The sequence below is a fragment of the Pseudomonas sp. B21-031 genome, assembly GCF_024748985.1.
Lineage (GTDB): Bacteria > Pseudomonadota > Gammaproteobacteria > Pseudomonadales > Pseudomonadaceae > Aquipseudomonas > Aquipseudomonas kermanshahensis.
Window position 1 is genome coordinate 2,879,294 of record NZ_CP087181.1, and the last position, 18,921, is coordinate 2,898,214.

Sequence of the window (18,921 nt, forward strand, 5' to 3'; positions counted from 1 at the left end):
CTCTACTAAAATCCGATCTCCGCACCCTTATGGGGATCAGGCATGACCATCATCGTAACCGGCGCCGCAGGATTCATCGGTAGCAACCTCGTACAGGCGCTCAATCAACGCAACCAAACCGAGATCATCGCCGTCGACGACCTGACTGCAGGCGACAAATTCCTCAACCTGGCTGACAGTGACATCGCGGACTACCTGGACAAGGATGACTTCCTAGACCGGTTTCGGCGCGGACAATTTGGCAACGTACGCGCGGTTCTGCACCAAGGCGCATGTTCCAGTACCGTCGAAGCCGACGGCCGTTTCATGATGGACAACAATTATCGCTACAGCCGGGACTTGCTGGAGATTGCCCAGGCCCAACAGGTTCCGTTCCTGTACGCCTCATCGGCAGCAGTCTACGGTGCTGGCCAGGACTTTCGTGAACAGCGCGATTGTGAGCGCCCATTGAACGTCTATGGCTATTCCAAATTCCTGTTCGATCAGCATGTGCGCAGTCAGTTCTCAGCTAGGCGCAGTCAGGTCGTTGGATTACGCTATTTCAACGTTTACGGGCCCCATGAACAGCATAAAGGCGCGATGGCGTCGGTGGCCCTGCACTGTTTCAGCCAGTACCAGGCCTGCGGAAAAGTCAGCCTGTTCGGCAGCTACGGCGGTTACCCCAGCGGCAGCCATTTGCGTGATTTCGTCTCGGTGGATGACGTGGTCAGGGTCAATTTATTCTTCCTTGATCACCCGCAATTGAACGGCATTTTCAATGTGGGTAGCGGACGCGCCCAGTCGTTCAATGATGTTGCGCTGGCAGTGATCAACCGATTACGCAAATACCAAGGGCTACCCCCATTGTCCTTGGAGATGGCCCTGCTGGAAGGCATTCTGGAATACAGTGAGTTTCCTGAGCATTTGCGCGGCAAGTACCAGTGTTACACCTGTGCCGACCTGGATCGCTTACGCCATGCTGGTTACAAGACGGCAACATTGACGGTCGAACAAGGTGTAAGTTTGTATTGTGATTGGTTGCAAGGCCTGCAAAGCCCGCCGCCTGCTCCTTTCAGGCAAGCGACGGCAGCTTGATATTCGCATCTTCTTAACATAACTACGCTAAATATTCATTTAGTGTAGTTATGTTTAAACCAGCCTAACGGGGCCCTGCCGATCACCACTGGTGGGTATAACTCGCCGTCAACACGGTGCCTGGCGCAGGCAAATGGCTGGTGTTGTTACTGTTACGCATCAATTGACTGTACAGCGGATAGTAATACCGATTGAACAAGTTCTGGACACCCACGCTGACCTGATCATGCTCACTCAGCTGGTATTGGCTGATGATATCCACCGTGGTGTAGCCATCTACCCTGCGTCTGCCAAAGCTTTCGACGCCTTTGAGGCGGTAATCCTCTGCACCGAAGTAAGTCGCCTGCACGCGATGGCTCCAATCCTCGTTTGGCTTGTATTGAAGATACGCTGTCAGTTTCAGCGGTGGAATACGATAGCCTGTCATGTCTTGCCAATCGCCCCCGTCTGGTTGCTCGCGCCCTTTCATCCAGGTGAAGCTCCCCCCTGCCCCCCAATGCTCGTCGCTGGTCAACCAGTCAGCGCTGCCTTCAACGCCATAGATGCGCTCCTGGGTGCGGGTCAGGATCAGGCCATTATTAAAGCTCTGAACATCACCCAATTTTGATGTGGTGTAGAAAACAGCCAGCGATGCCAGTGTCTCCTCGCCCAGCTCGCCGCGCCAACCGAGTTCGTAGTTATTGGTCTTGACCGGTTCCAGGTTGGACGAGCCAATATCGAAACCACGGCGTGCGTTACGCAGTTGCACACCAATATCAGGTAACTGGAAGCCTTGGCTGAAGGCAGCATAAACCGCCTGGCCGCTGACGGGCGAGTAAGTCAGGCTGATATTGGACAGCAACGCATCGTAATGCACCTTGCCGCCCTCCACCGTGGCGGGGTTGGCGGCACTTGATTCAGACAGGGGGATGAAATCCCCATATTCGGCGGTGGCGTATTCATAACGGATGCCGCCTTCCATGGACCACTGCTCGTTGAAACGGTGCTGTAACTGTGCAAAGGCACCTACGCTGCGCGACGTCAGGTCAGGCATGTAGCTCAACTTGCCGATTTTATTGAATACCGTTCCGCCGCTCGCATCAAACGTTTGCGGGTCGAAGATATCAATCGGCATGTCGCTGCGCTCTTGGTTGAAGTCGCCGCCCCACAACAGTTCGGTATCTGACCCGCCTATCGGGGTTCGCAAGGTAATGCGACTACCAACGACTTCGCTGTTCTGCATGACTTGATCGACATTGCGCCCACGTGTGGCAACGCCACGGGCATCGAAGGGCGTGAATCGGGTGAAATAGTCGCGGTAGTAAAGCTGGGCATTGAATGTTCCCCCGAGCACTTCCGAGTGACCGTATTCAAGGTTCACCAAGGTGTTCTTGATCTGGTTCTGTTCGTCGAGTGATAACCCGGACAACGGTTGTGCGGGTACGGAACCAGGCGGCAATCGGCTGACCGCTGGGTCGGCAGTATAGTCACTGTCCTGCTCGGCGTTGTAATGGCTGAGGGAAAGCTGAATACGTTGCAGCTCATCGATGCGCCAACCCAATTTCCCGCCAATGTTAAAGGTGTTGGAGTCGAACAGGTCACCTTGGCTGGGTTCGGGCGCAATGCGGTGCCCTTTGGCATCGTAAGAGGCGCCGATATGGCGTGCGCCGAAATCGAATGCGTAATCCAGGGCCCCCTGTGCGCCGGCAACATGATGCTGCAACTGCCCCCCTAGCCCATCGCTGTCCACTTGGCTCAACGGAGAAACGCCCGTTAGCGTGGTCTCGGCCATTTGCTCGCCGCCAGCGGGCCGCGTGGTGATGGAGATGATCCCTCCCGTCGCACCAGCGCCGTACATAGCGCTACTGCCGCGAATCACCTCGATGCGCTCGATCAATGCCGGGTCGATATTGGCCAGGTTGCGCGAAGAGTCACGGTTGGTGTTCAGCGGCACGCCATCGACCAGGACCAGCATCGTACGGCCGCGCAGTGTTTGCCCGTAATCGGTGATGGTACGGCTGGAGTCGGCCATCCCTGGGATGCTCTTGGCCAGCAGCGTCGCCAGCCCATCAGAGCCCTGGCGCAATTGCTTCAGTTGCTCGCGTTCGATCACATTGACCTGACGTGCCTGCGGTACTACACCACTGGAAAGCCGAGAGGACGTGATCTCCGTGCCTGCCAGTTCAATGGGGTTGGCGGTCGTAGACGGCGCATTACCTGACGCTGCTTCGTTTGATGGTAAAACGATGAATGTCCGCGCATCACGCGGCTGGACGACCAGCCCACTCTGCTCGAGCACCTGGCCCAGCGCCTGCGCCACTGTGTAACGCCCGTGCAGCGCCGGCGCATGCTTGCCCGCAGTCAGCTCGCTGGAAAACAGCACTTGAGCACCTGTTTGGCGAGCCACCGCATTCAGCGAGCTTTCCAGCGGTGATGCAGGAATATTGAAATCGACAACCACCATGGCTTGCGCGAACGACCACTGGCTGGCCATCAAGGTGCTGGTCAAAATCGAAACGTGCCAAGGTGTACGCAGGAAGAGCTGACTCACTTGTTATTCTCCAGGGGATGAGGTGCAGAGAGTTAGCCGCTTCGCGACGGCCCCAACCCTACCTCGTTGAAGAATTACTTTTTCCCGCGTTGGGCTCAATGCGTACGGCCCCGCCTTCCCTGCTCAGCTTCACCGGGAGAATTTCGGGCAGTAACGCCAACAGCGCTTCGACGCTGTCGCTGCTGAAAACACCTGAAAGCGGCAGTTTGCCGACATCAGGGTCCGTCAGTTCGATCGGCTGGGCGTAATACCGTTGCAGTGCAGCAACCACCTCAGCCAGTGGCGTACCGGCGAAAACCCAGCGGCTTTCTTGCCAGGCGCTAGCGTCTTCGGCATTGCCTTTGGCAACCTCACCGGGGATGCCCTGTTGCACGAGCACCTGCTGCCCAGGCATGAGCAGCGAGGTACGGTCCGCCGCGCGCCCTGTGACTTCCACTTTGCCTTGCGCAACGGTAACCCGCACGTCGCCCGCATATGTGTTGACGTTGAATCGGGTGCCGACCACGCGTATGTCGGCGTTGCCTGCATCGACCAAGAACGGCCGATATTGCATGGGCGAAATGTCGAAAAAGGCCTGGCCGCGCACCAGCGCAACTTGCCGGGTGCGCAAATGCCAGCTGACGCGTACCTCAGTGCCCCCGTCCAGCTTGATCTGGCTGCCATCAGCCAGCTGTACCACCTGGCGTTGTCCCACCTGGGTGACAAAGTGTTCATTGCGGTACGCAGGATCCTTCCAGGCCACACCAGCGGCCAGGGCCAGTAATACGAGCGGGAGTACCTTGCTGCCTTTGCGGGGCCTTTGTGCAGGTGGCGAGCTGGGTAAAGGGAAGCGCTGCTTCAAGTGCTCGCGACACGCGGCCAGCGCCTCATCGACTGCAGCATCGTCTTTGTTTCGTGGACGGCTCACTGCGCCACCTCGGACTGCAGATGTTCACGGCAAGCGATCATACCGACGCGCAGATGCTTTTCTACGGTTTTCAGCGAGATCCCCAGGCGCTGCGCGACTTCAGCCTGGGGGATCTCATGCAGCTTGTGCATGATGAACACGGCCTGGCAACGCGGCGGCAATCGGGAAATAGCCGCAATCAGCCTGTCCAGTCTCTTCGCCGCGTCGACATGGCGCTCCTGTGGCGCTGCGCTGCAGGCGACGTCGGGCAGTTCTGCCACGGCGACGATCAAGCTGCTGCGCCGACGCTCGCGGCGGCAATGCGAGATGGCGTTGTCGTGGGCGATCTTGCGTAACAGCGCCAGGGGCTTGCGCACCCCTTCTTTCTCGTCATCCTCCAGCAACTGAACGCACAGGTCGTGAACGACTTCACGCGCGAACACCCGCTCGCCGAAGCGTCGGCGCACATAATCGACCAGGTCGTCGTAGTGACGGACCAAGGTGGCGAGCAAGGATGGCTTTGGAGGATCTGCCTGCACGGTAGCGATAACAGAGAGGAAATGAGATGCAAGTATAAATGGGAATGCATGTCATTTGAAAGCAGTGTCACCCGCCTCCGCCTTCTTCTTAACTGAGCATGCGAACCGAGCTCACCGCATCAACCGCCATGTCTAGGTCGCTGCCGGTAAGCACCTGCGCATAATACGCCTTCAGTTCGTCCTCCCACCCCGCCACCTCCACCAGCAGATGCTCTGCATGCTCCCGCGTCAGGGCAAAGTGCGCGTGATGGCTGAGCATATTCGCGCGACTAATCTGGCTACCCTCCCGGCCAACTGCCATGGCCAAGGTCTGTGCGGGGCCTTCTTCAAGCATGGGCAGCACGTCGTACATGGGCGACAGGCGCCATCCGCCGTCAACCCAGATCACCGCATGGTTGCGAGGATGGTCGTCGGAGTTGCCGACCAGGGTGTTGTAGCACATGCGCTTGAACAGTGCCTGCAGGTCGGTATCGGGCACACCCCGGCGGCGCATTTCATCGGCTACAGCGGCATAGCGCCAATCCCGATGGTGCGCCCCGTTCCATTCCGAATCCAGCAAGGTCAGCGCGCTAAGCATCGGGATACGTCGGGCACCTTGTGCTATGGGCGTTCGGTCGAAGCGTTCGATCAACAACGTCGAAGGGGTTTCAGCATGCAGCGCGGTCTTGGCCACGTTCAAGCCCTTCCCTGCGGCGAATGTCATGCAGGCATATTCGATCGAGGGCAGGTCGTAATGGTCGAAGCGATCACGCGGCTTGGCCAGAATCAGCATGCCGTTATCCTGCAGCGTACGTTTTGGCCGCGCGCCACCCAGGGCCGAACGCTGTTGGCGCACGTTGAGGGTGGCCACGGACTCAGCGTCGAGCTGGCCGTCGTACACCGCTTCGCACGCAGCGACGAACTTGGCCAGGCCTTTCAAGGTCGGTACTGCGCCATCGCCCAGGCCGGGTGCGGGCGTTGTTGCGCTGCCTGCCATCAGGTTGCCAACGCGGTCGTTGTTCGGTGACTTGAGCAGGAAGTCGAGGGTGCCGAGTTCTTGGCCGTACGCCCGATGCAGCAGCCGCTCGCCCCAGCCATCGGGCATGGCGTCATTGATGAAGCCGGGTATGCCGCGGTTCTTGACGATGCCGGTGTAGGCCTCGGCGCGTAACGGGTAATTGATCGGGTCGGGGACCCAGCCGCCGCGCGCGACGTGGTCAGGTGCATAAAGAAACTCCCCGAGCTTGCCTTTGAGGGTCAGCCGGCCAAGGGTAATCACTTCACCTGTCTCGGGGTGCTCCATATAGATGTAGGCACGGGACATCAGAATTCCTCAGGCTTGGGTTTGGCCAGCCGCACGCGGCGGGATGCCAGGCTCTGGTGGGCATCATCGTCATCACTGAACCGGGTGATCTGGGAGGTTTGCTCTATGCCTTCCAGCGAAGCGAAAACGGTTTCGCTGATACCCAGGCGCCACAACACCAGCATGAATGAACGCAGGTCGACGAGCTCCGAGCCGCCTTCGATCTTGCGAAGGGTATGCGCGGAGACGCCGATGGCAGCTGTAAGGTCCGCTTGGCGCAGGCCGAGTGCCAGGCGCCGTGCCTTGACCAAAAGGCCGATTTTACTGAGGGTATCGGCGCAAGCGACTGGGAAATAAGTCGTCATAAGGCCCGCTATGGTTAACATTAACTGATTTAAGGTTAACCATAGCACACTTAAAGATTTCATAAGAAATGCATAATACTCATTTTGGTGAGTATTATCGCGGATAAGATTAATCAGGGTTAACCTTAAAAACCTTATGCAAGACCACCAAAGCGCTTATAGAAGCTTTCATTCACGTCAGGCAACGGGCCGTCAGCTGTTTCAAGCGCACTGTTCAACCACTCTTCGGCCTTGGCAAACACCAGCCGATACAGGTTGCGACACAGCTGCCGTGCTGCCCTGCCCTCCCAATCACCCGGCAGCAACTCATCAGGCAGTTGCGGGTCGCGCAGCAGCAGCCGACGGTACTCATGAATCAGTAGTGTGCGTGCCAGGAAGCAATCCTGCGCATCAAGCTGTGGCTGCTCTTTAAGGCCCTGCCACAGCGGCCTGAACAGCTGGATAAATTCACTGTACTGCTGCCCCAGCTCGTCGATACGCCAACTCTCGCGCACTTGCGCGCGCATGGCCTTGGACGCAAGCACTTCCTGGGTGTGCGTTTCAAACACGATGCTGTCATCACTGGCCTCCAGCTCGCGCAGGGTCGCGGCCAAGTCCGCGCGGTCAGCACGGGGGCAGCCCATCACGTTGGGCGCCATTACCCCGAAGCCCTGCCATTCCAGCTCTTCACGCAGGGTTTTGCGCTTGCCGGCTTCCAGTTGTGACAGCAGCACCAGGGTCCAGGTCCCATCCCATGCAGGTTGGCTGGGGCTGTAGACACGCTTGAAGGCTTTTTCAAAGCGCCGACGGCCAGTGCCCGTCAGGCTGTAATAGCTGCGTCGGCCGACTTTTTCGGCGGTCAGCCAGCCTTCCTTGGTCAAGCGGAAGATCGAGGTGCGGATCAGCCGTTCGTTAATGCCGATCGGCTCCAGCAGATTGATCAGGCTGCCCAGCCACACCGTGCCACCATGCGGTTCGATAGCGTCGCCGTACAGGGTGATGATCAGCGAGCTGGCGCGGATCGGCGTCTGTTCCTGAAAACGAGTGATCAGGTTGTTCAGTGGGGCAAGTGTGCTCATGGAGAAACTGTGCGCGGGGAAAGCTCCGACTATACCTGCGCGGCGGGTTGCCTGGCCATTGCGTGACACAGACAGGCTCATGCTGGCGCCTTGCCTTTGGGCCGGATGCCGGAGTCACCCATGCGCGGGCGACCCTGCTCGGCTTCGGTCAGCGGCGGGCATTCGACCAGCGCGGCCATGCAGCGCTGCGTCAGGTGCTGATACTCCGCCGTGCCGCGCTGCTTCCAGGCCAGCTCTTGTTCGGTCAGCGGGCGCTTGACCTGTGCAGGGCTACCCACCACCAGACTTTGTTCGGCGCATTCGAACCCCGCCTTGACGAAGGCCGTGGCAGCAACGATGCAGCGCGGGGCTACATGAGCACCATCCATTATCACGGCATTCATCCCTACCAAGGCATCTTCGCCCACGCGGCACCCGTGCAGCACCGCACCGTGGCCGACATGCCCATTGCGTTCTATGACCGTGTCGCCTCCCGGGAAGCCATGCATTACGCAGGTGTCCTGCAGGTTGGCGCCCTCCTCCAGCACGATGCGGCCGAAGTCGCCCCTGAGTGAGGCCAGCGGGCCAACGTAACAACGAGGGCCAACGATGACATCACCAATCAGCACCGCGCTCGGGTGCACATAGGCAGTTGGATGAACTACGGGGGTCAGGCCGTCTAGCCGGTAGCAAGGCATGGCAAAGCTCCTGAAATGATTTGAAATGTGGCAGATCCTTGTATCACAAAAATGTTGCGCGTCAATTGTGCGAATGCCTGTATCGCTTTGTTGCCATCCTTATTTACATCCTTTTTTGCAGAATAAGCCCTATTTTTCTGAAAATGAATCGTTAAATCACTTTTTGAAGCGCTCACCTTTCGCACAGGAATCATCACAAAGAGATACGTGAAACACTTTTTGATGTTGCTTTGGTGTATCGCATAAGGCATATACTGTCCACACCTGAACGTGGTGCAGCCCACGTCCCTGCAAACAATTCCAAGAAATGCCGGCCAATCGATGTGCCGTGCGAGCAGCCAGAGGAACCCGATATGCCTCGTTATCTCGATGCGCAAGCGCCGGAGCACGGCGTCCGGCTCATCACCCTGCAACGACCAGAAGCGCTGAATGCCCTGTGCACAGCGTTGCTGACCGAGCTGGCCAGCGAGCTGGACGCCGCCGAGCGTGATGATCAGACCCTTGCCGTGGTGATTACCGGCAGCCGCAAGGCGTTCGCCGCCGGCGCCGACATTGGCGAGATGGCCGAGCGCGACCTGGTCGGCATCCTCAATGACCCTCGCGTTGCCTGTTGGCAACGGATAGCCGCGTTCTCCAAGCCGCTGATCGCCGCCGTTAACGGCTACGCCCTGGGCGGCGGTTGCGAGCTGATGATGTGCGCCGACATCGTCATTGCGGGCAGCGACGCCCGTTTCGGCCAGCCGGAGATCAACCTCGGCATCATCCCCGGCGCTGGTGGCACCCAGCGCCTGCTGCGCGCAGTCGGCAAGCCGCTGGCCATGCACATGGTGTTGACCGGTGAAGCCATCAGCGCCCAGCACGCCTTGCAAGCCGGCCTGATCAGCGAAATCACCCAGCCGGAACTGGCCGTGGAGCGGGCCGTGCAAGTGGCCCGCACTGTCGCGGCCAAGGCGCCGCTGGCAGTGCGCCTGGCCAAGGAAGCCTTGCTCAAGGCCGGCGATACCGACCTTGCCAGTGGCCTGCGCTTCGAGCGCCACGCGTTCACCCTGCTCGCCGGCACCGCCGACCGCAATGAGGGTATTCGCGCCTTCCAGGAAAAACGCCAGGCCCGGTTCAAAGGCTGCTGAGCACCTCCCCATTCGACTGACCAAGCGAGTCTGCCATGACGTTCGAACACATCCTGTTTTCCATCGAGGACGGCGTTGCCCTCCTGTCGCTGAACCGCCCGGAGCAGCTGAACAGTTTCAACACGCCCATGCACCTGGAAGTGCGCGAAGCCTTGAAGCAAGTACGCCAAAGCAAAGATGCACGGGTGTTGCTGTTGACCGGCGAAGGCCGCGGCTTCTGTGCAGGCCAGGACCTGTCTGATCGCAATGTCGCGCCAGGCGCCGACATGCCTGACCTGGGTGAGTCCATCGATAAGTTCTACAACCCACTGGTGCGCACCCTCCGCGATTTGCCGCTGCCGGTCATCTGCGCCGTCAACGGCGTGGCTGCGGGCGCCGGGGCCAATATTCCACTGGCCTGTGACCTGGTACTGGCCGCCCGTTCGGCCAGCTTCATCCAGGCCTTCTGCAAGATCGGCCTGATGCCGGATTCTGGCGGCACCTGGCTGCTGCCACGGCTAGTCGGCATGGCGCGGGCCAAGGCGTTGGCGATGCTGGGCGAACGCCTTACGGCCGAGCAGGCCCAGCAATGGGGGTTGATCCATCGCGTGGTCGACGATGCCGCGTTGCGCGACGAGGCCCTCACCCTCGCCCGCCACCTCGCCACGCAGCCCACCTACGGCCTGGCCCTGATCAAGCGCAGCCTGAATGCCAGTTTCGACAACGGGTTCGACCAGCAACTGGAGCTTGAGCGCGACCTGCAACGCTTGGCTGGCCGCAGCGAAGACTACCGCGAAGGCGTAAGCGCTTTCATGAACAAGCGCACGCCTGCGTTCAAGGGGCGTTGAGCATGAGCGCACTCGACCGCAACACCCAAGTGGCCGTGATCGGTGCAGGCGCCATGGGCGCGGGTATCGCCCAAGTGGCCGCGCAAGCCGGCCACCCGGTCAAACTCTACGACAACCGCCCCGGCGCCGCCGCTCAGGCAGTGGCGGGCATCGATCGTCAGCTCGCCCGCTTGGTAGAAAAAGGCAAGCTGCCTGCGGGCGAGCGCGAAGCGATCGTCGCACGTCTGTGTCCAGTCGACACCCTCGACACCCTGGCCGATGCCCGCCTGGTGATCGAAGCCATCGTGGAAAACCTGTCAGTGAAGCAGGCCTTGTTGCACGAGCTTGAAGCGCTGTGCGCAGACGACTGCATCCTGGCCAGCAACACCTCGTCACTCTCGATCACCAGCCTGGCCGCTGGCTTGAAGCGCCCACAGCAAGTAGTGGGCATGCATTTCTTCAACCCGGCACCGTTGATGGCCCTGGTCGAGGTCGTTTCGGGGCTGGCTACCGACCCTGCCGTGGCCGCCTGCCTTTATGACACCGCCAAAGCCTGGGGCAAACAGCCGGTGCATGCCCGCTCAACGCCGGGCTTTATTGTCAACCGTGTAGCCCGGCCGTTCTACGCCGAGAGCCTGCGCCTGCTGCAGGAAGGTGCAGCCGATTGTGCCAGCCTGGATGCGCTATTGCGTGACGCCGGCGGCTTTCGCATGGGGGCCTTCGAGCTCACCGACCTGATCGGCCATGACGTCAACTATGCCGTCACCTGTTCGGTGTTCGAGGCGTTTTATGGCGATTTCCGCTTCCAGCCCTCCCTGGTGCAAAAGGAACTAGTGGACGCTGGACGCCTCGGCCGCAAGACCGGCCAAGGTTTCTACAGTTACGCCGAAGGCGCCGAGCGCCCACAACCTACAGAGCTCCACAGCACAGCGCAGGTTGAGCGCTGCGTTATCGAGGGGCAGCTGGGCGTCATGCAGCCCTTGGTCGAGCGCTTGCGCGACAACGGCATCACCGTGACCGAACGCGCCGGCAGTGGCGTGATCCAGGTTGGCGATGCCACGTTGGCGCTTTCCGACGGCCGCCTGGCCACGCAGCGTGCCCGCGAAGAAGGCCTGCGCAACCTGGTACTGGTCGATCTGGCCCTGGACTACAGCAAGGCCACCCGCATTGCGATCAGTTGTTCTGCCGACACCACCCATGATGCCCGTGACCAGGCCGTTGGCTTGTTAACCCGCGCCGGCCTGAAAGTGACCGCAGTCGCCGACCTGCCTGGCCTGGTCGTGCTGCGTACGGTGGCGATGCTGGCCAACGAAGCCGCCGATGCCGTGTTGCAAGGTGTTGGCTCGGCAGCTGATATCGACCTGGCCATGCGTGCCGGCGTGAACTACCCCTGCGGTCCGCTGGCCTGGGCCTCGCGCATCGGCATAAGCCAGACCTTGCGTGTGCTCGACAACCTGCAGCGCAGCTACGGCGAAAGCCGCTATCGCCCTTCCCTGCTAATGCGCCGCTGCGAAGCCCAAGGAGGCAATCTGCATGACTGAAATCGAGCTGGCACAAGCCTGTGCCGATGCCATGTTTTCCCGCGATCACGCCACCCAAGGGCTCGGCATCAGCCTGCTCGAAGCCGGCCCTGGCCAGGCGCGCCTGCGCATGCCGGTGCGCGCCGACATGATCCAGGGCCACGGCACCTGCCACGGTGGCTTCCTGTTCGCCCTGGCGGATTCGGCCTTCGCCTTTGCCTGCAACAGTTACGACCAGGCCACCGTGGCCCTGGGTTGCAGCATCGACTACCTGGCGCCGGCACTGCGCGACGACGTGCTGACCGCCACGGCCAGCGAAGTCAGCCGCAAAGGCCGTACCGGCCTGTATGACGTTCGCATCGAGAACCAGCGCGGTGAGCTGGTGGCGATGTTCCATGGCAAATCCTACAAAGTACGCGGCACGGTGCTCGCGCAGGAGACACAAGATGACTGAACACACCCTGGCCGATGCGCTGATCATCGACGCCGTGCGCACGCCGATCGGCCGCTACGCCGGCGCCTTGAGCGGCGTGCGCCCAGACGACCTGGCCGCCATTCCGCTCAAGGCCCTGATCGCCCGTCACCCGGAGTTGGATTGGGCGGCAGTGGACGACGTAATCCTCGGTTGCGCCAACCAGGCCGGTGAGGACAACCGCAACGTCGCCCGTATGGCCGGCCTCCTGGCGGGCCTGCCGATCGAGGTACCGGGCACCACTCTCAACCGTCTGTGCGGTTCTGGCATGGACGCCATTGGCAACGCGGCCCGTGCCCTGCGCTGCGGTGAAGCCGGGCTGATGCTGGCCGGTGGCGTGGAGTCGATGTCGCGCGCGCCGTTCGTCATGGGCAAATCGGAGCAAGCCTTTGGCCGCGCCGCCGAACTGTTCGACACCACCATCGGCTGGCGCTTCGTCAACCCGTTGATGAAGGCCGAACATGGCACCGACTCGATGCCCGAGACAGCAGAGAACGTCGCTGCTCGCTTCGGTATCTCTCGTGAAGACCAGGACGCCTTCGCCCTGCGCAGCCAGCACAAGGCCGCCGCCGCTCAGGCCCGAGGCCGCCTGGCACAGGAAATCGTGCCGGTCGAGATCCCCCAGCGCAAAGGCCCGGCCAAGCGCGTCGAGCACGACGAACACCCGCGTGGCGACACCACGCTGGAGCAGTTGGCCAAGCTCGGCACGCCGTTCCGTGAGGGTGGCAGTGTCACCGCTGGCAATGCCTCTGGCGTCAACGACGGTGCCTGTGCACTGCTGCTGGCGAGCACCGCAGCGGCCCGGCGCCATGGCCTTAAAGCCCGCGGGCGGATTGTCGGCATGGCTGTGGCCGGGGTCGAGCCGCGCATCATGGGCATCGGCCCAGTGCCGGCAACCCGCAAGGTGCTCGAACTCACCGGGCTGTCGCTGGCCGACATGGATGTCATCGAGCTAAACGAGGCCTTCGCTGCCCAAGGTCTGGCGGTATTGCGCGAGCTGGGCCTGGCCGACGACGACAAGCGGGTCAACCCGAACGGCGGCGCCATTGCCCTGGGGCATCCGTTGGGCATGAGTGGCGCGCGCCTGGTCACCACCGCACTGCACGAACTGGAAGAAACCGCCGGACGCTACGCCCTGTGCACCATGTGCATCGGCGTTGGCCAAGGCATCGCCATGGTCATCGAGCGCCTCTGACCAACGGCTTGTTACCGAACGCAACGCAGCCGGTTATGCTGCGCCCATGACACTCACCGCCCGGCTGCGAACCCGCGCCGGTCGGCGTACAAGAACAATTCGAGTGAAGCCATGAACATGTACCATGATGCCGATCGTGCCCTGCTTGACCCAATGGAAACCGCCAGCGTCGACGCCCTGCGCCAGCACCAACTGGAGCGCCTGCGCTGGAGCCTGAAACACGCCTACGACAACGTGCCGCTTTACCGCAAGCGCTTCGACGAATGCGGCGCACACCCCGATGACCTCAAGTCGCTCGACGACCTGGCCAAGTTTCCCTTCACCGGCAAGAACGACCTGCGCGACAACTACCCGTACGGCATGTTTGCCGTGCCCCAGGAAGAGGTCGTGCGCCTGCATGCCTCCAGCGGCACAACGGGCAAGCCGACCGTGGTCGGTTATACCCAGAACGACATCGACACCTGGGCCAATGTGGTCGCCCGCTCGATCCGCGCCGGCGGCGGGCGCAAAGGCGACAAAGTGCACGTTTCGTATGGTTATGGCCTGTTTACCGGCGGGCTCGGCGCGCATTACGGTGCCGAACGGCTTGGGTGCACGGTCATCCCCATGTCGGGTGGCCAGACCGAGAAGCAGGTGCAACTGATCCGCGACTTCCAGCCCGACATCATCATGGTCACGCCCTCCTACATGCTCAACCTGGCCGACGAAATCGAGCGCCAGGGCATCGACCCGCACGACCTCAAGCTGCGCCTGGGTATCTTCGGTGCCGAGCCCTGGACCGACGAGCTGCGGCGCTCCATTGAGCAGCGCCTGGGTATCCAGGCCCTCGACATCTATGGCCTGTCGGAGATCATGGGGCCCGGTGTGGCGATGGAGTGCATCGAAACCAAAGACGGCCCGACCATCTGGGAAGATCACTTCTACCCCGAAATCATCGACCCGGTTACCGGCGAGGTGCTGCCGGACGGGCAGTTGGGCGAGCTGGTATTTACCTCGCTGAGCAAGGAGGCGCTGCCGATGGTGCGCTACCGTACCCGCGACCTGACCCGCCTGCTGCCGGGCACCGCGCGGCCGATGCGGCGGATCGGCAAGATCACCGGGCGCAGTGACGACATGCTGATCATTCGTGGGGTCAACGTGTTCCCGACCCAGATTGAGGAGCAGGTACTCAAAATAAAACATCTTTCAGAGATGTATGAGATTCATCTGTATCGCAATGGCAACCTGGACAGTGTCGAGGTACACGTGGAGCTGCGTGGCGAATGCCAGGCGATGGACGAGGGCCAGCGCAAGCTGCTGATCGGTGAGCTGACCAAGCAGATCAAGACCTACATCGGCATCAGCACCCAGGTGCGACTGCAGCCCTGCGGCACGCTCAAGCGTTCTGAAGGCAAGGCGTGCCACGTGTTCGACAAACGGTTGGCCAGCTGACTTATCAGCTGCCTTTTTACGGCCCCGGCTCAGTCCGGGGCTTTTTTTTGCCGTCCCTTTTGCAGCGCGAGGCTGCTCCTACAGGTGGTGCGCGCCTTTGTAGGAGCAGCCTTGTGCTGCGAAAGGTCCGCAAAGCGATACACAAATCTTATTCGATACATATAAAACTGTTTGACGTTATGTTTTGTATCGCTTACAAATGACTCATGCCTTAGCAGGAGTCGGAACATGTACGCACAGCTAGTCGAAACCGGAGTCAAACGCGTCAAGTCGCTGGACGAAATGTCGCCCGAAGAGCGCGACTTCCAGGAAAAGATCGACGCCGAGATCAAGATCGAAGCCAAGAACTGGATGCCCGAGGCCTACCGCCAAACCCTGATCCGGCAGATCTCCCAGCACGCCCACTCGGAAATCGTCGGCATGCTGCCCGAAGGCAACTGGGTCACCCGCGCCCCGAGCCTGAAACGCAAGCTGCAACTGATGGCCAAGATCCAGGACGAAGCCGGCCACGGCCTGTACCTGTACAGCGCCATGGAAACCCTCGGCGCCGACCGCGACGAAGAGATCGCCAAGCTGCACAGCGGCAAGGCCAAGTACTCGAGCATCTTCAACTACCCGACCCTGAGCTGGGCTGACATGGGCGCCGTAGGCTGGCTGGTCGATGGCGCCGCGATCGTCAACCAGGTGGTGCTGCAGCGCACCTCCTATGGCCCTTACTCCCGCGCCATGATCCGCATCTGCAAGGAAGAGAGCTTCCACCAGCGCCAGGGCTACGAGCTGTTGCTGACCATGATGCGCCACGGCACCCAGGCTCAGAAGGACATGGTCCAGGACGCCATCAACCGCCTCTGGTGGCCGTCGTTGATGATGTTTGGCCCCAGTGACGAGCACTCCCCTAACAGCGCCCAGTCGATGGCCTGGAAGATCAAGCGCCAGACCAACGATGAACTGCGCCAGCGCTTCATCGACCAGACCGTGCCACAGCTCGAGCTGCTCGGCTGCACCGCGCCCGACCCGCACCTGAAGTGGAACGAAGCCCGCGGCCACTACGATTTCGGCGACATCCAGTGGGACGAGTTCTACGAAGTCATCAAGGGTAACGGCCCCTGCAACCTGGAACGTGTCGCCACCCGGCGCAAGGCCATCGAGGACGGCGCCTGGGTACGCGAGGCCGCCGTGGCCTATGCGCGCAAGCAACAGAACAAGAACGCCGCCTGAGCGGCGATTGATGCGGAGATCGAAAATGTCTGTCTGGACCCTCTACGAAGTGTTCGTGCGCAGCAAGCACGGCCTGAACCACAAGCATGTCGGCAGCGTGCATGCCGCCGACGCCGCCATGGCCATCGAGAATGCCCGTGAGCTGTACACCCGCCGCAGCGAAGGCGTGAGCCTGTGGGTGGTGCCATCGGCACTGATCACCGCCTCCTCCCCTGACGAGAAAGACCCGCTGTTCGCCCCCTCGGACGACAAGGTCTACCGCCATGCCAGCTTTTACGAACTGCCCGACGAAGTCGGACACATGTGAGGTTGGCCATGCATAAAGAAGCGCTTATCCCCTATTTGCTGCTCCTGGGCGACAGTGCCCTGGTGCAGGGCCAGCGGCTCTGTGAATGGTGCGGCCACGCACCGGCCATCGAAGAAGAACTGGCCTTGATGAACGTCGGCCTCGACCTGGTCGGCCAAGCCCGCAACTGGCTGGACTACGCCGCCGAATTGCTCGACGACGGCCGTGACGCCGATGCCCTTGCCTATCGCCGTGACGAACGTGCCTACCGCAACCTGCTGCTGGTCGAACAACCCAATGGCGACTTCGCCGTGACCATGACCAAGCAGTTTTTCTACGACGCCTGGCACTTCGCGGTGCTGCAGGGCCTGGCTGCTTCCCGCGATGAACGTATCGCCGGCATTGCTGCCAAGGCACTCAAGGAGGTCACCTACCACCTGCGTCGCTCCGGCGAGTGGGTGCAACGCCTGGGCGGCGGCACCGACGAAAGCCGTCGGCGCATGCTAGACGCCATCCCGGCGCTGTGGCGTTTTACCGTTGAACTGACCGCGGGCAGCGACAGCGAAGTTCAGCTGGCCGAAGCTGGCATCGCAGCTGACCCGGCCGCCGTCGGCGCGGCCTGGCTCAAGCAGGTAAGCGCGATTTTCGACTCGGTCGAGCTGCCGCTGCCCAAGGCCGCCAGTTATTTCTACCTGGACGGTCGTAAAGGCCTGCACACCGAGCACCTGGGGCTGTTGCTGGCCGAAATGCAGTTCCTGCCACGGGCCTACCCCGATGCAACCTGGTGAGTTGATCGCCAGCGACCTCGGCGCCCGTGCCGCCCGAGGCGACGACCTGGCCCGGGCCTGGGCGGTGCTGGAGCAGGTCATGGACCCGGAAGTGCCGGTGGTGAGCGTGGTTGACCTGGGCATTGTCCGCGACCTGGGCTGGCGCGCCGGCCACCTGCACCTGGTCGTCACGCCAACCTATTCCGGTTGCCCGGCGACCGAGGTGATCGAGGCCGATATCCGTGACGCGCTGCAACAGGCCGGTTTTGCTGCCCCCGCACTGGAGCGGCGCTTGACCCCGGCCTGGAGCACCGACTGGATCAGCGACCTGGGCCGCCAGCGCTTACGCGCCTACGGCATCGCACCGCCCGAAGGCAGCACCAACAAACGCAGCCTGCTCGGTGAGGCGCCTCACGTGTGCTGCCCGCAGTGTGGCAGCGCGCATACCGAGCTGCTCAGCCAGTTCGGCTCCACGGCCTGCAAGGCGCTGTACCGCTGCCGCGAGTGCCTGGAGCCGTTCGACTATTTCAAATGCATTTGAGCCGTGGAGAACACCATGAGCCAGTTTCACAGCCTGACCATCAAGCAAGTGCGCAACGAGACCCGCGACGCCGTGTCCATCGTCTTTGACGTACCCGAGCACCTGCAGACGCAATTCCGCTTCACCCAGGGCCAGTACCTGGTCATGCGTACCCAGCTGGATGACGAAGAAGTGCGTCGTTCCTATTCGATCTGCAGCGCCGTGCAGGACGGCGAGCTGCGTGTGGCTGTCAAGCGCGTGCCAGGCGGGCGTTTTTCGGCCTTTGCCAATGAAGTGCTCAAGGCTGGCCAGCAACTGGAGGTGATGCCGCCGTCGGGCAGCTTCTTCGTGCCGCTCGACCCCGCCCGCGAAGGCCACTACCTGGGCGTTGCCGCCGGCAGCGGCATTACGCCGATCCTGTCGATCATCGCCACCACCCTGGCCACTGAGCCGCACAGCCGTTTCACCCTGCTCTACGGCAACCGCTCAAGCTCCGGTGCGTTGTTCCGCGACAAGCTCGAAGACCTTAAAAACCGTTACCTGGACCGCCTGAACCTGATTTTCGTGTTCAGCCGCGAACAGCAGGACGTCGACCTGTACAACGGCCGGATCGATGCCGACAAGTGCGGCCAGCTGTTCTCCCGCTGGCTGGACGTCGCCACGCTGGACGCTGCGTTCATTTGCGGCCCTCAGGCCATGACTGAAACCGTGCGTGACAGCCTGCAGGCTAACGGTATGGCCAAGGACCGCATCCACTTCGAACTGTTCGCCGCCGCCGGCAGCGAAGCACGCCGCGAAGCCCGTGAAGCTGCGCGCCAGGTGGATTCGGCGCTCAGCCATATCACCGTGATCAGCGATGGCCGGGCGCTGAGCTTCGACCTGCCGCGCAACAGCCAGAACGTGCTGGACGCCGGCAACGCCATCGGCGCCGAACTGCCGTACTCGTGCAAGGCCGGCGTGTGCTCGACCTGCAAGTGCCGGGTGATCGAAGGCGAGGTCGAGATGGACAGCAACCATGCGCTGGAAGACTACGAAGTGGCGGCCGGGTATGTGCTGTCGTGCCAGACCTACCCGGTGAGCGACAAAGTGGTGCTCGACTTCGACCAGCTCTGATACCTGGCCCGCGAAGCGGCCCTAAGCACCACCGCAACACCTGTGTGACCTCAAA

Annotated in this window: 19 protein-coding genes; 12 read left to right on the forward strand and 7 right to left on the reverse strand. The window is 61.5% G+C overall.

Annotation, left to right across the window (positions count from 1 at the left end; all coding sequences use genetic code 11):
• Window positions 1-42: 42 nt before the first annotated feature.
• Entirely contained in the window at window positions 43-1,074 is a 1,032-nt protein-coding gene (rfaD, locus tag LOY53_RS12765) for an ADP-glyceromanno-heptose 6-epimerase (RefSeq protein ID WP_252824109.1), read from the forward strand.
• A gap of 82 nt (window positions 1,075-1,156) precedes the next feature.
• Here rfaD and LOY53_RS12770 read toward each other — a convergent pair whose 3' ends face one another.
• From LOY53_RS12770 to paaY, 7 genes are all read right to left on the reverse strand, one after another.
• The gene (locus tag LOY53_RS12770) at window positions 1,157-3,547 is read right to left on the reverse strand and encodes a TonB-dependent receptor (protein ID WP_252827422.1); all 2,391 of its coding nucleotides are present in this window, start codon (window positions 3,545-3,547) and stop codon (window positions 1,157-1,159) included.
• A gap of 115 nt (window positions 3,548-3,662) precedes the next feature.
• A complete protein-coding gene (locus tag LOY53_RS12775) occupies window positions 3,663-4,511 on the reverse strand; it encodes a FecR family protein (protein WP_252824110.1) in 849 nt (282 codons plus the stop codon).
• On the reverse strand, window positions 4,508-5,029 hold the full coding sequence (locus LOY53_RS12780; RefSeq protein ID WP_258704120.1) for an RNA polymerase sigma factor: 522 nt from the start codon (window positions 5,027-5,029) through the stop codon (window positions 4,508-4,510). Before LOY53_RS12780 ends, LOY53_RS12775 begins: the two co-directional genes overlap by 4 nt.
• A gap of 88 nt (window positions 5,030-5,117) precedes the next feature.
• Entirely contained in the window at window positions 5,118-6,332 is a 1,215-nt protein-coding gene (locus LOY53_RS12785; protein ID WP_258704121.1) for a type II toxin-antitoxin system HipA family toxin, read from the reverse strand.
• Window positions 6,332-6,676, reverse strand: a complete 345-nt coding sequence (locus LOY53_RS12790; protein ID WP_099454146.1) for a helix-turn-helix domain-containing protein — start codon at window positions 6,674-6,676, stop codon at window positions 6,332-6,334. The genes LOY53_RS12785 and LOY53_RS12790 overlap by 1 nt, the downstream gene beginning before the upstream one ends.
• A 134-nt stretch (window positions 6,677-6,810) precedes the next feature.
• Entirely contained in the window at window positions 6,811-7,734 is a 924-nt protein-coding gene (paaX, locus tag LOY53_RS12795) for a phenylacetic acid degradation operon negative regulatory protein PaaX (protein ID WP_258704122.1), read from the reverse strand.
• Window positions 7,735-7,811: 77 nt separating this feature from the next.
• Window positions 7,812-8,411: a phenylacetic acid degradation protein PaaY gene (gene paaY, locus LOY53_RS12800; RefSeq protein ID WP_252824113.1), complete on the reverse strand. Its 600-nt coding sequence runs from the start codon at window positions 8,409-8,411 to the stop codon at window positions 7,812-7,814.
• Window positions 8,412-8,764: 353 nt separating this feature from the next.
• Here paaY and paaF point away from each other — a divergent pair, with 353 nt between their 5' ends.
• From paaF to paaE, 11 genes are all read left to right on the forward strand, one after another.
• Entirely contained in the window at window positions 8,765-9,538 is a 774-nt protein-coding gene (gene paaF / locus LOY53_RS12805; RefSeq protein ID WP_258704123.1) for a 2,3-dehydroadipyl-CoA hydratase PaaF, read from the forward strand.
• Between the two features lie 35 nt (window positions 9,539-9,573).
• Window positions 9,574-10,365, forward strand: coding sequence for a 2-(1,2-epoxy-1,2-dihydrophenyl)acetyl-CoA isomerase PaaG (gene paaG / locus LOY53_RS12810; protein WP_252824116.1), 792 nt, complete (start codon window positions 9,574-9,576; stop codon window positions 10,363-10,365).
• A 2-nt stretch (window positions 10,366-10,367) separates the two neighbouring features.
• Window positions 10,368-11,885, forward strand: a complete 1,518-nt coding sequence (paaH, locus tag LOY53_RS12815) for a 3-hydroxyacyl-CoA dehydrogenase PaaH (RefSeq protein ID WP_258704124.1) — start codon at window positions 10,368-10,370, stop codon at window positions 11,883-11,885.
• The gene (gene paaI, locus LOY53_RS12820; protein WP_027593247.1) at window positions 11,878-12,318 is read left to right on the forward strand and encodes a hydroxyphenylacetyl-CoA thioesterase PaaI; all 441 of its coding nucleotides are present in this window, start codon (window positions 11,878-11,880) and stop codon (window positions 12,316-12,318) included. Before paaH ends, paaI begins: the two co-directional genes overlap by 8 nt.
• On the forward strand, window positions 12,311-13,531 hold the full coding sequence (gene pcaF / locus LOY53_RS12825; RefSeq protein WP_258704125.1) for a 3-oxoadipyl-CoA thiolase: 1,221 nt from the start codon (window positions 12,311-12,313) through the stop codon (window positions 13,529-13,531). The genes paaI and pcaF overlap by 8 nt, the downstream gene beginning before the upstream one ends.
• Before the next feature lie 111 nt (window positions 13,532-13,642).
• Complete coding sequence (paaK, locus tag LOY53_RS12830; RefSeq protein ID WP_258704126.1) at window positions 13,643-14,962, forward strand: phenylacetate--CoA ligase PaaK; 1,320 nt, start codon at window positions 13,643-13,645, stop codon at window positions 14,960-14,962.
• A gap of 228 nt (window positions 14,963-15,190) precedes the next feature.
• Window positions 15,191-16,180, forward strand: coding sequence for a 1,2-phenylacetyl-CoA epoxidase subunit PaaA (gene paaA, locus LOY53_RS12835; RefSeq protein ID WP_099429341.1), 990 nt, complete (start codon window positions 15,191-15,193; stop codon window positions 16,178-16,180).
• A 25-nt stretch (window positions 16,181-16,205) separates the two neighbouring features.
• Entirely contained in the window at window positions 16,206-16,487 is a 282-nt protein-coding gene (gene paaB / locus LOY53_RS12840) for a 1,2-phenylacetyl-CoA epoxidase subunit PaaB (protein WP_004374528.1), read from the forward strand.
• Between the two features lie 8 nt (window positions 16,488-16,495).
• A complete protein-coding gene (paaC, locus tag LOY53_RS12845; RefSeq protein WP_099454138.1) occupies window positions 16,496-17,254 on the forward strand; it encodes a 1,2-phenylacetyl-CoA epoxidase subunit PaaC in 759 nt (252 codons plus the stop codon).
• Window positions 17,241-17,774, forward strand: a complete 534-nt coding sequence (gene paaD, locus LOY53_RS12850) for a 1,2-phenylacetyl-CoA epoxidase subunit PaaD (protein ID WP_258704127.1) — start codon at window positions 17,241-17,243, stop codon at window positions 17,772-17,774. The genes paaC and paaD overlap by 14 nt, the downstream gene beginning before the upstream one ends.
• 15 nt (window positions 17,775-17,789) lie before the next feature.
• Window positions 17,790-18,866 (forward strand): 1,2-phenylacetyl-CoA epoxidase subunit PaaE, encoded by a 1,077-nt coding sequence (gene paaE / locus LOY53_RS12855; RefSeq protein WP_027593241.1) that lies wholly within the window; start codon window positions 17,790-17,792, stop codon window positions 18,864-18,866.
• The last annotated feature ends 55 nt before the right edge of the window (window positions 18,867-18,921 follow it).

Bases quoted from the DNA above. Each gene is read 5' to 3' on its own strand.
- rfaD (WP_252824109.1), top strand. From the start codon at position 43: ATGACCATCATCGTAACCGGCGCCGCAGGATTCATCGGTAGCAACCTC.
- LOY53_RS12770 (WP_252827422.1), bottom strand. From the start codon at position 3,547: ATGGCCAGCCAGTGGTCGTTCGCGCAAGCCATGGTGGTTGTCGATTTC.
- LOY53_RS12785 (WP_258704121.1), bottom strand. From the start codon at position 6,332: ATGTCCCGTGCCTACATCTATATGGAGCACCCCGAGACAGGTGAAGTG.
- LOY53_RS12790 (WP_099454146.1), bottom strand. From the start codon at position 6,676: ATGACGACTTATTTCCCAGTCGCTTGCGCCGATACCCTCAGTAAAATC.
- paaX (WP_258704122.1), bottom strand. From the start codon at position 7,734: ATGAGCACACTTGCCCCACTGAACAACCTGATCACTCGTTTTCAGGAA.
- paaY (WP_252824113.1), bottom strand. From the start codon at position 8,411: ATGCCTTGCTACCGGCTAGACGGCCTGACCCCCGTAGTTCATCCAACT.
- paaF (WP_258704123.1), top strand. From the start codon at position 8,765: ATGCCTCGTTATCTCGATGCGCAAGCGCCGGAGCACGGCGTCCGGCTC.
- paaG (WP_252824116.1), top strand. From the start codon at position 9,574: ATGACGTTCGAACACATCCTGTTTTCCATCGAGGACGGCGTTGCCCTC.
- paaH (WP_258704124.1), top strand. From the start codon at position 10,368: ATGAGCGCACTCGACCGCAACACCCAAGTGGCCGTGATCGGTGCAGGC.
- paaI (WP_027593247.1), top strand. From the start codon at position 11,878: ATGACTGAAATCGAGCTGGCACAAGCCTGTGCCGATGCCATGTTTTCC.
- pcaF (WP_258704125.1), top strand. From the start codon at position 12,311: ATGACTGAACACACCCTGGCCGATGCGCTGATCATCGACGCCGTGCGC.
- paaK (WP_258704126.1), top strand. From the start codon at position 13,643: ATGAACATGTACCATGATGCCGATCGTGCCCTGCTTGACCCAATGGAA.
- paaA (WP_099429341.1), top strand. From the start codon at position 15,191: ATGTACGCACAGCTAGTCGAAACCGGAGTCAAACGCGTCAAGTCGCTG.
- paaB (WP_004374528.1), top strand. From the start codon at position 16,206: ATGTCTGTCTGGACCCTCTACGAAGTGTTCGTGCGCAGCAAGCACGGC.
- paaC (WP_099454138.1), top strand. From the start codon at position 16,496: ATGCATAAAGAAGCGCTTATCCCCTATTTGCTGCTCCTGGGCGACAGT.
- paaD (WP_258704127.1), top strand. From the start codon at position 17,241: ATGCAACCTGGTGAGTTGATCGCCAGCGACCTCGGCGCCCGTGCCGCC.
- paaE (WP_027593241.1), top strand. From the start codon at position 17,790: ATGAGCCAGTTTCACAGCCTGACCATCAAGCAAGTGCGCAACGAGACC.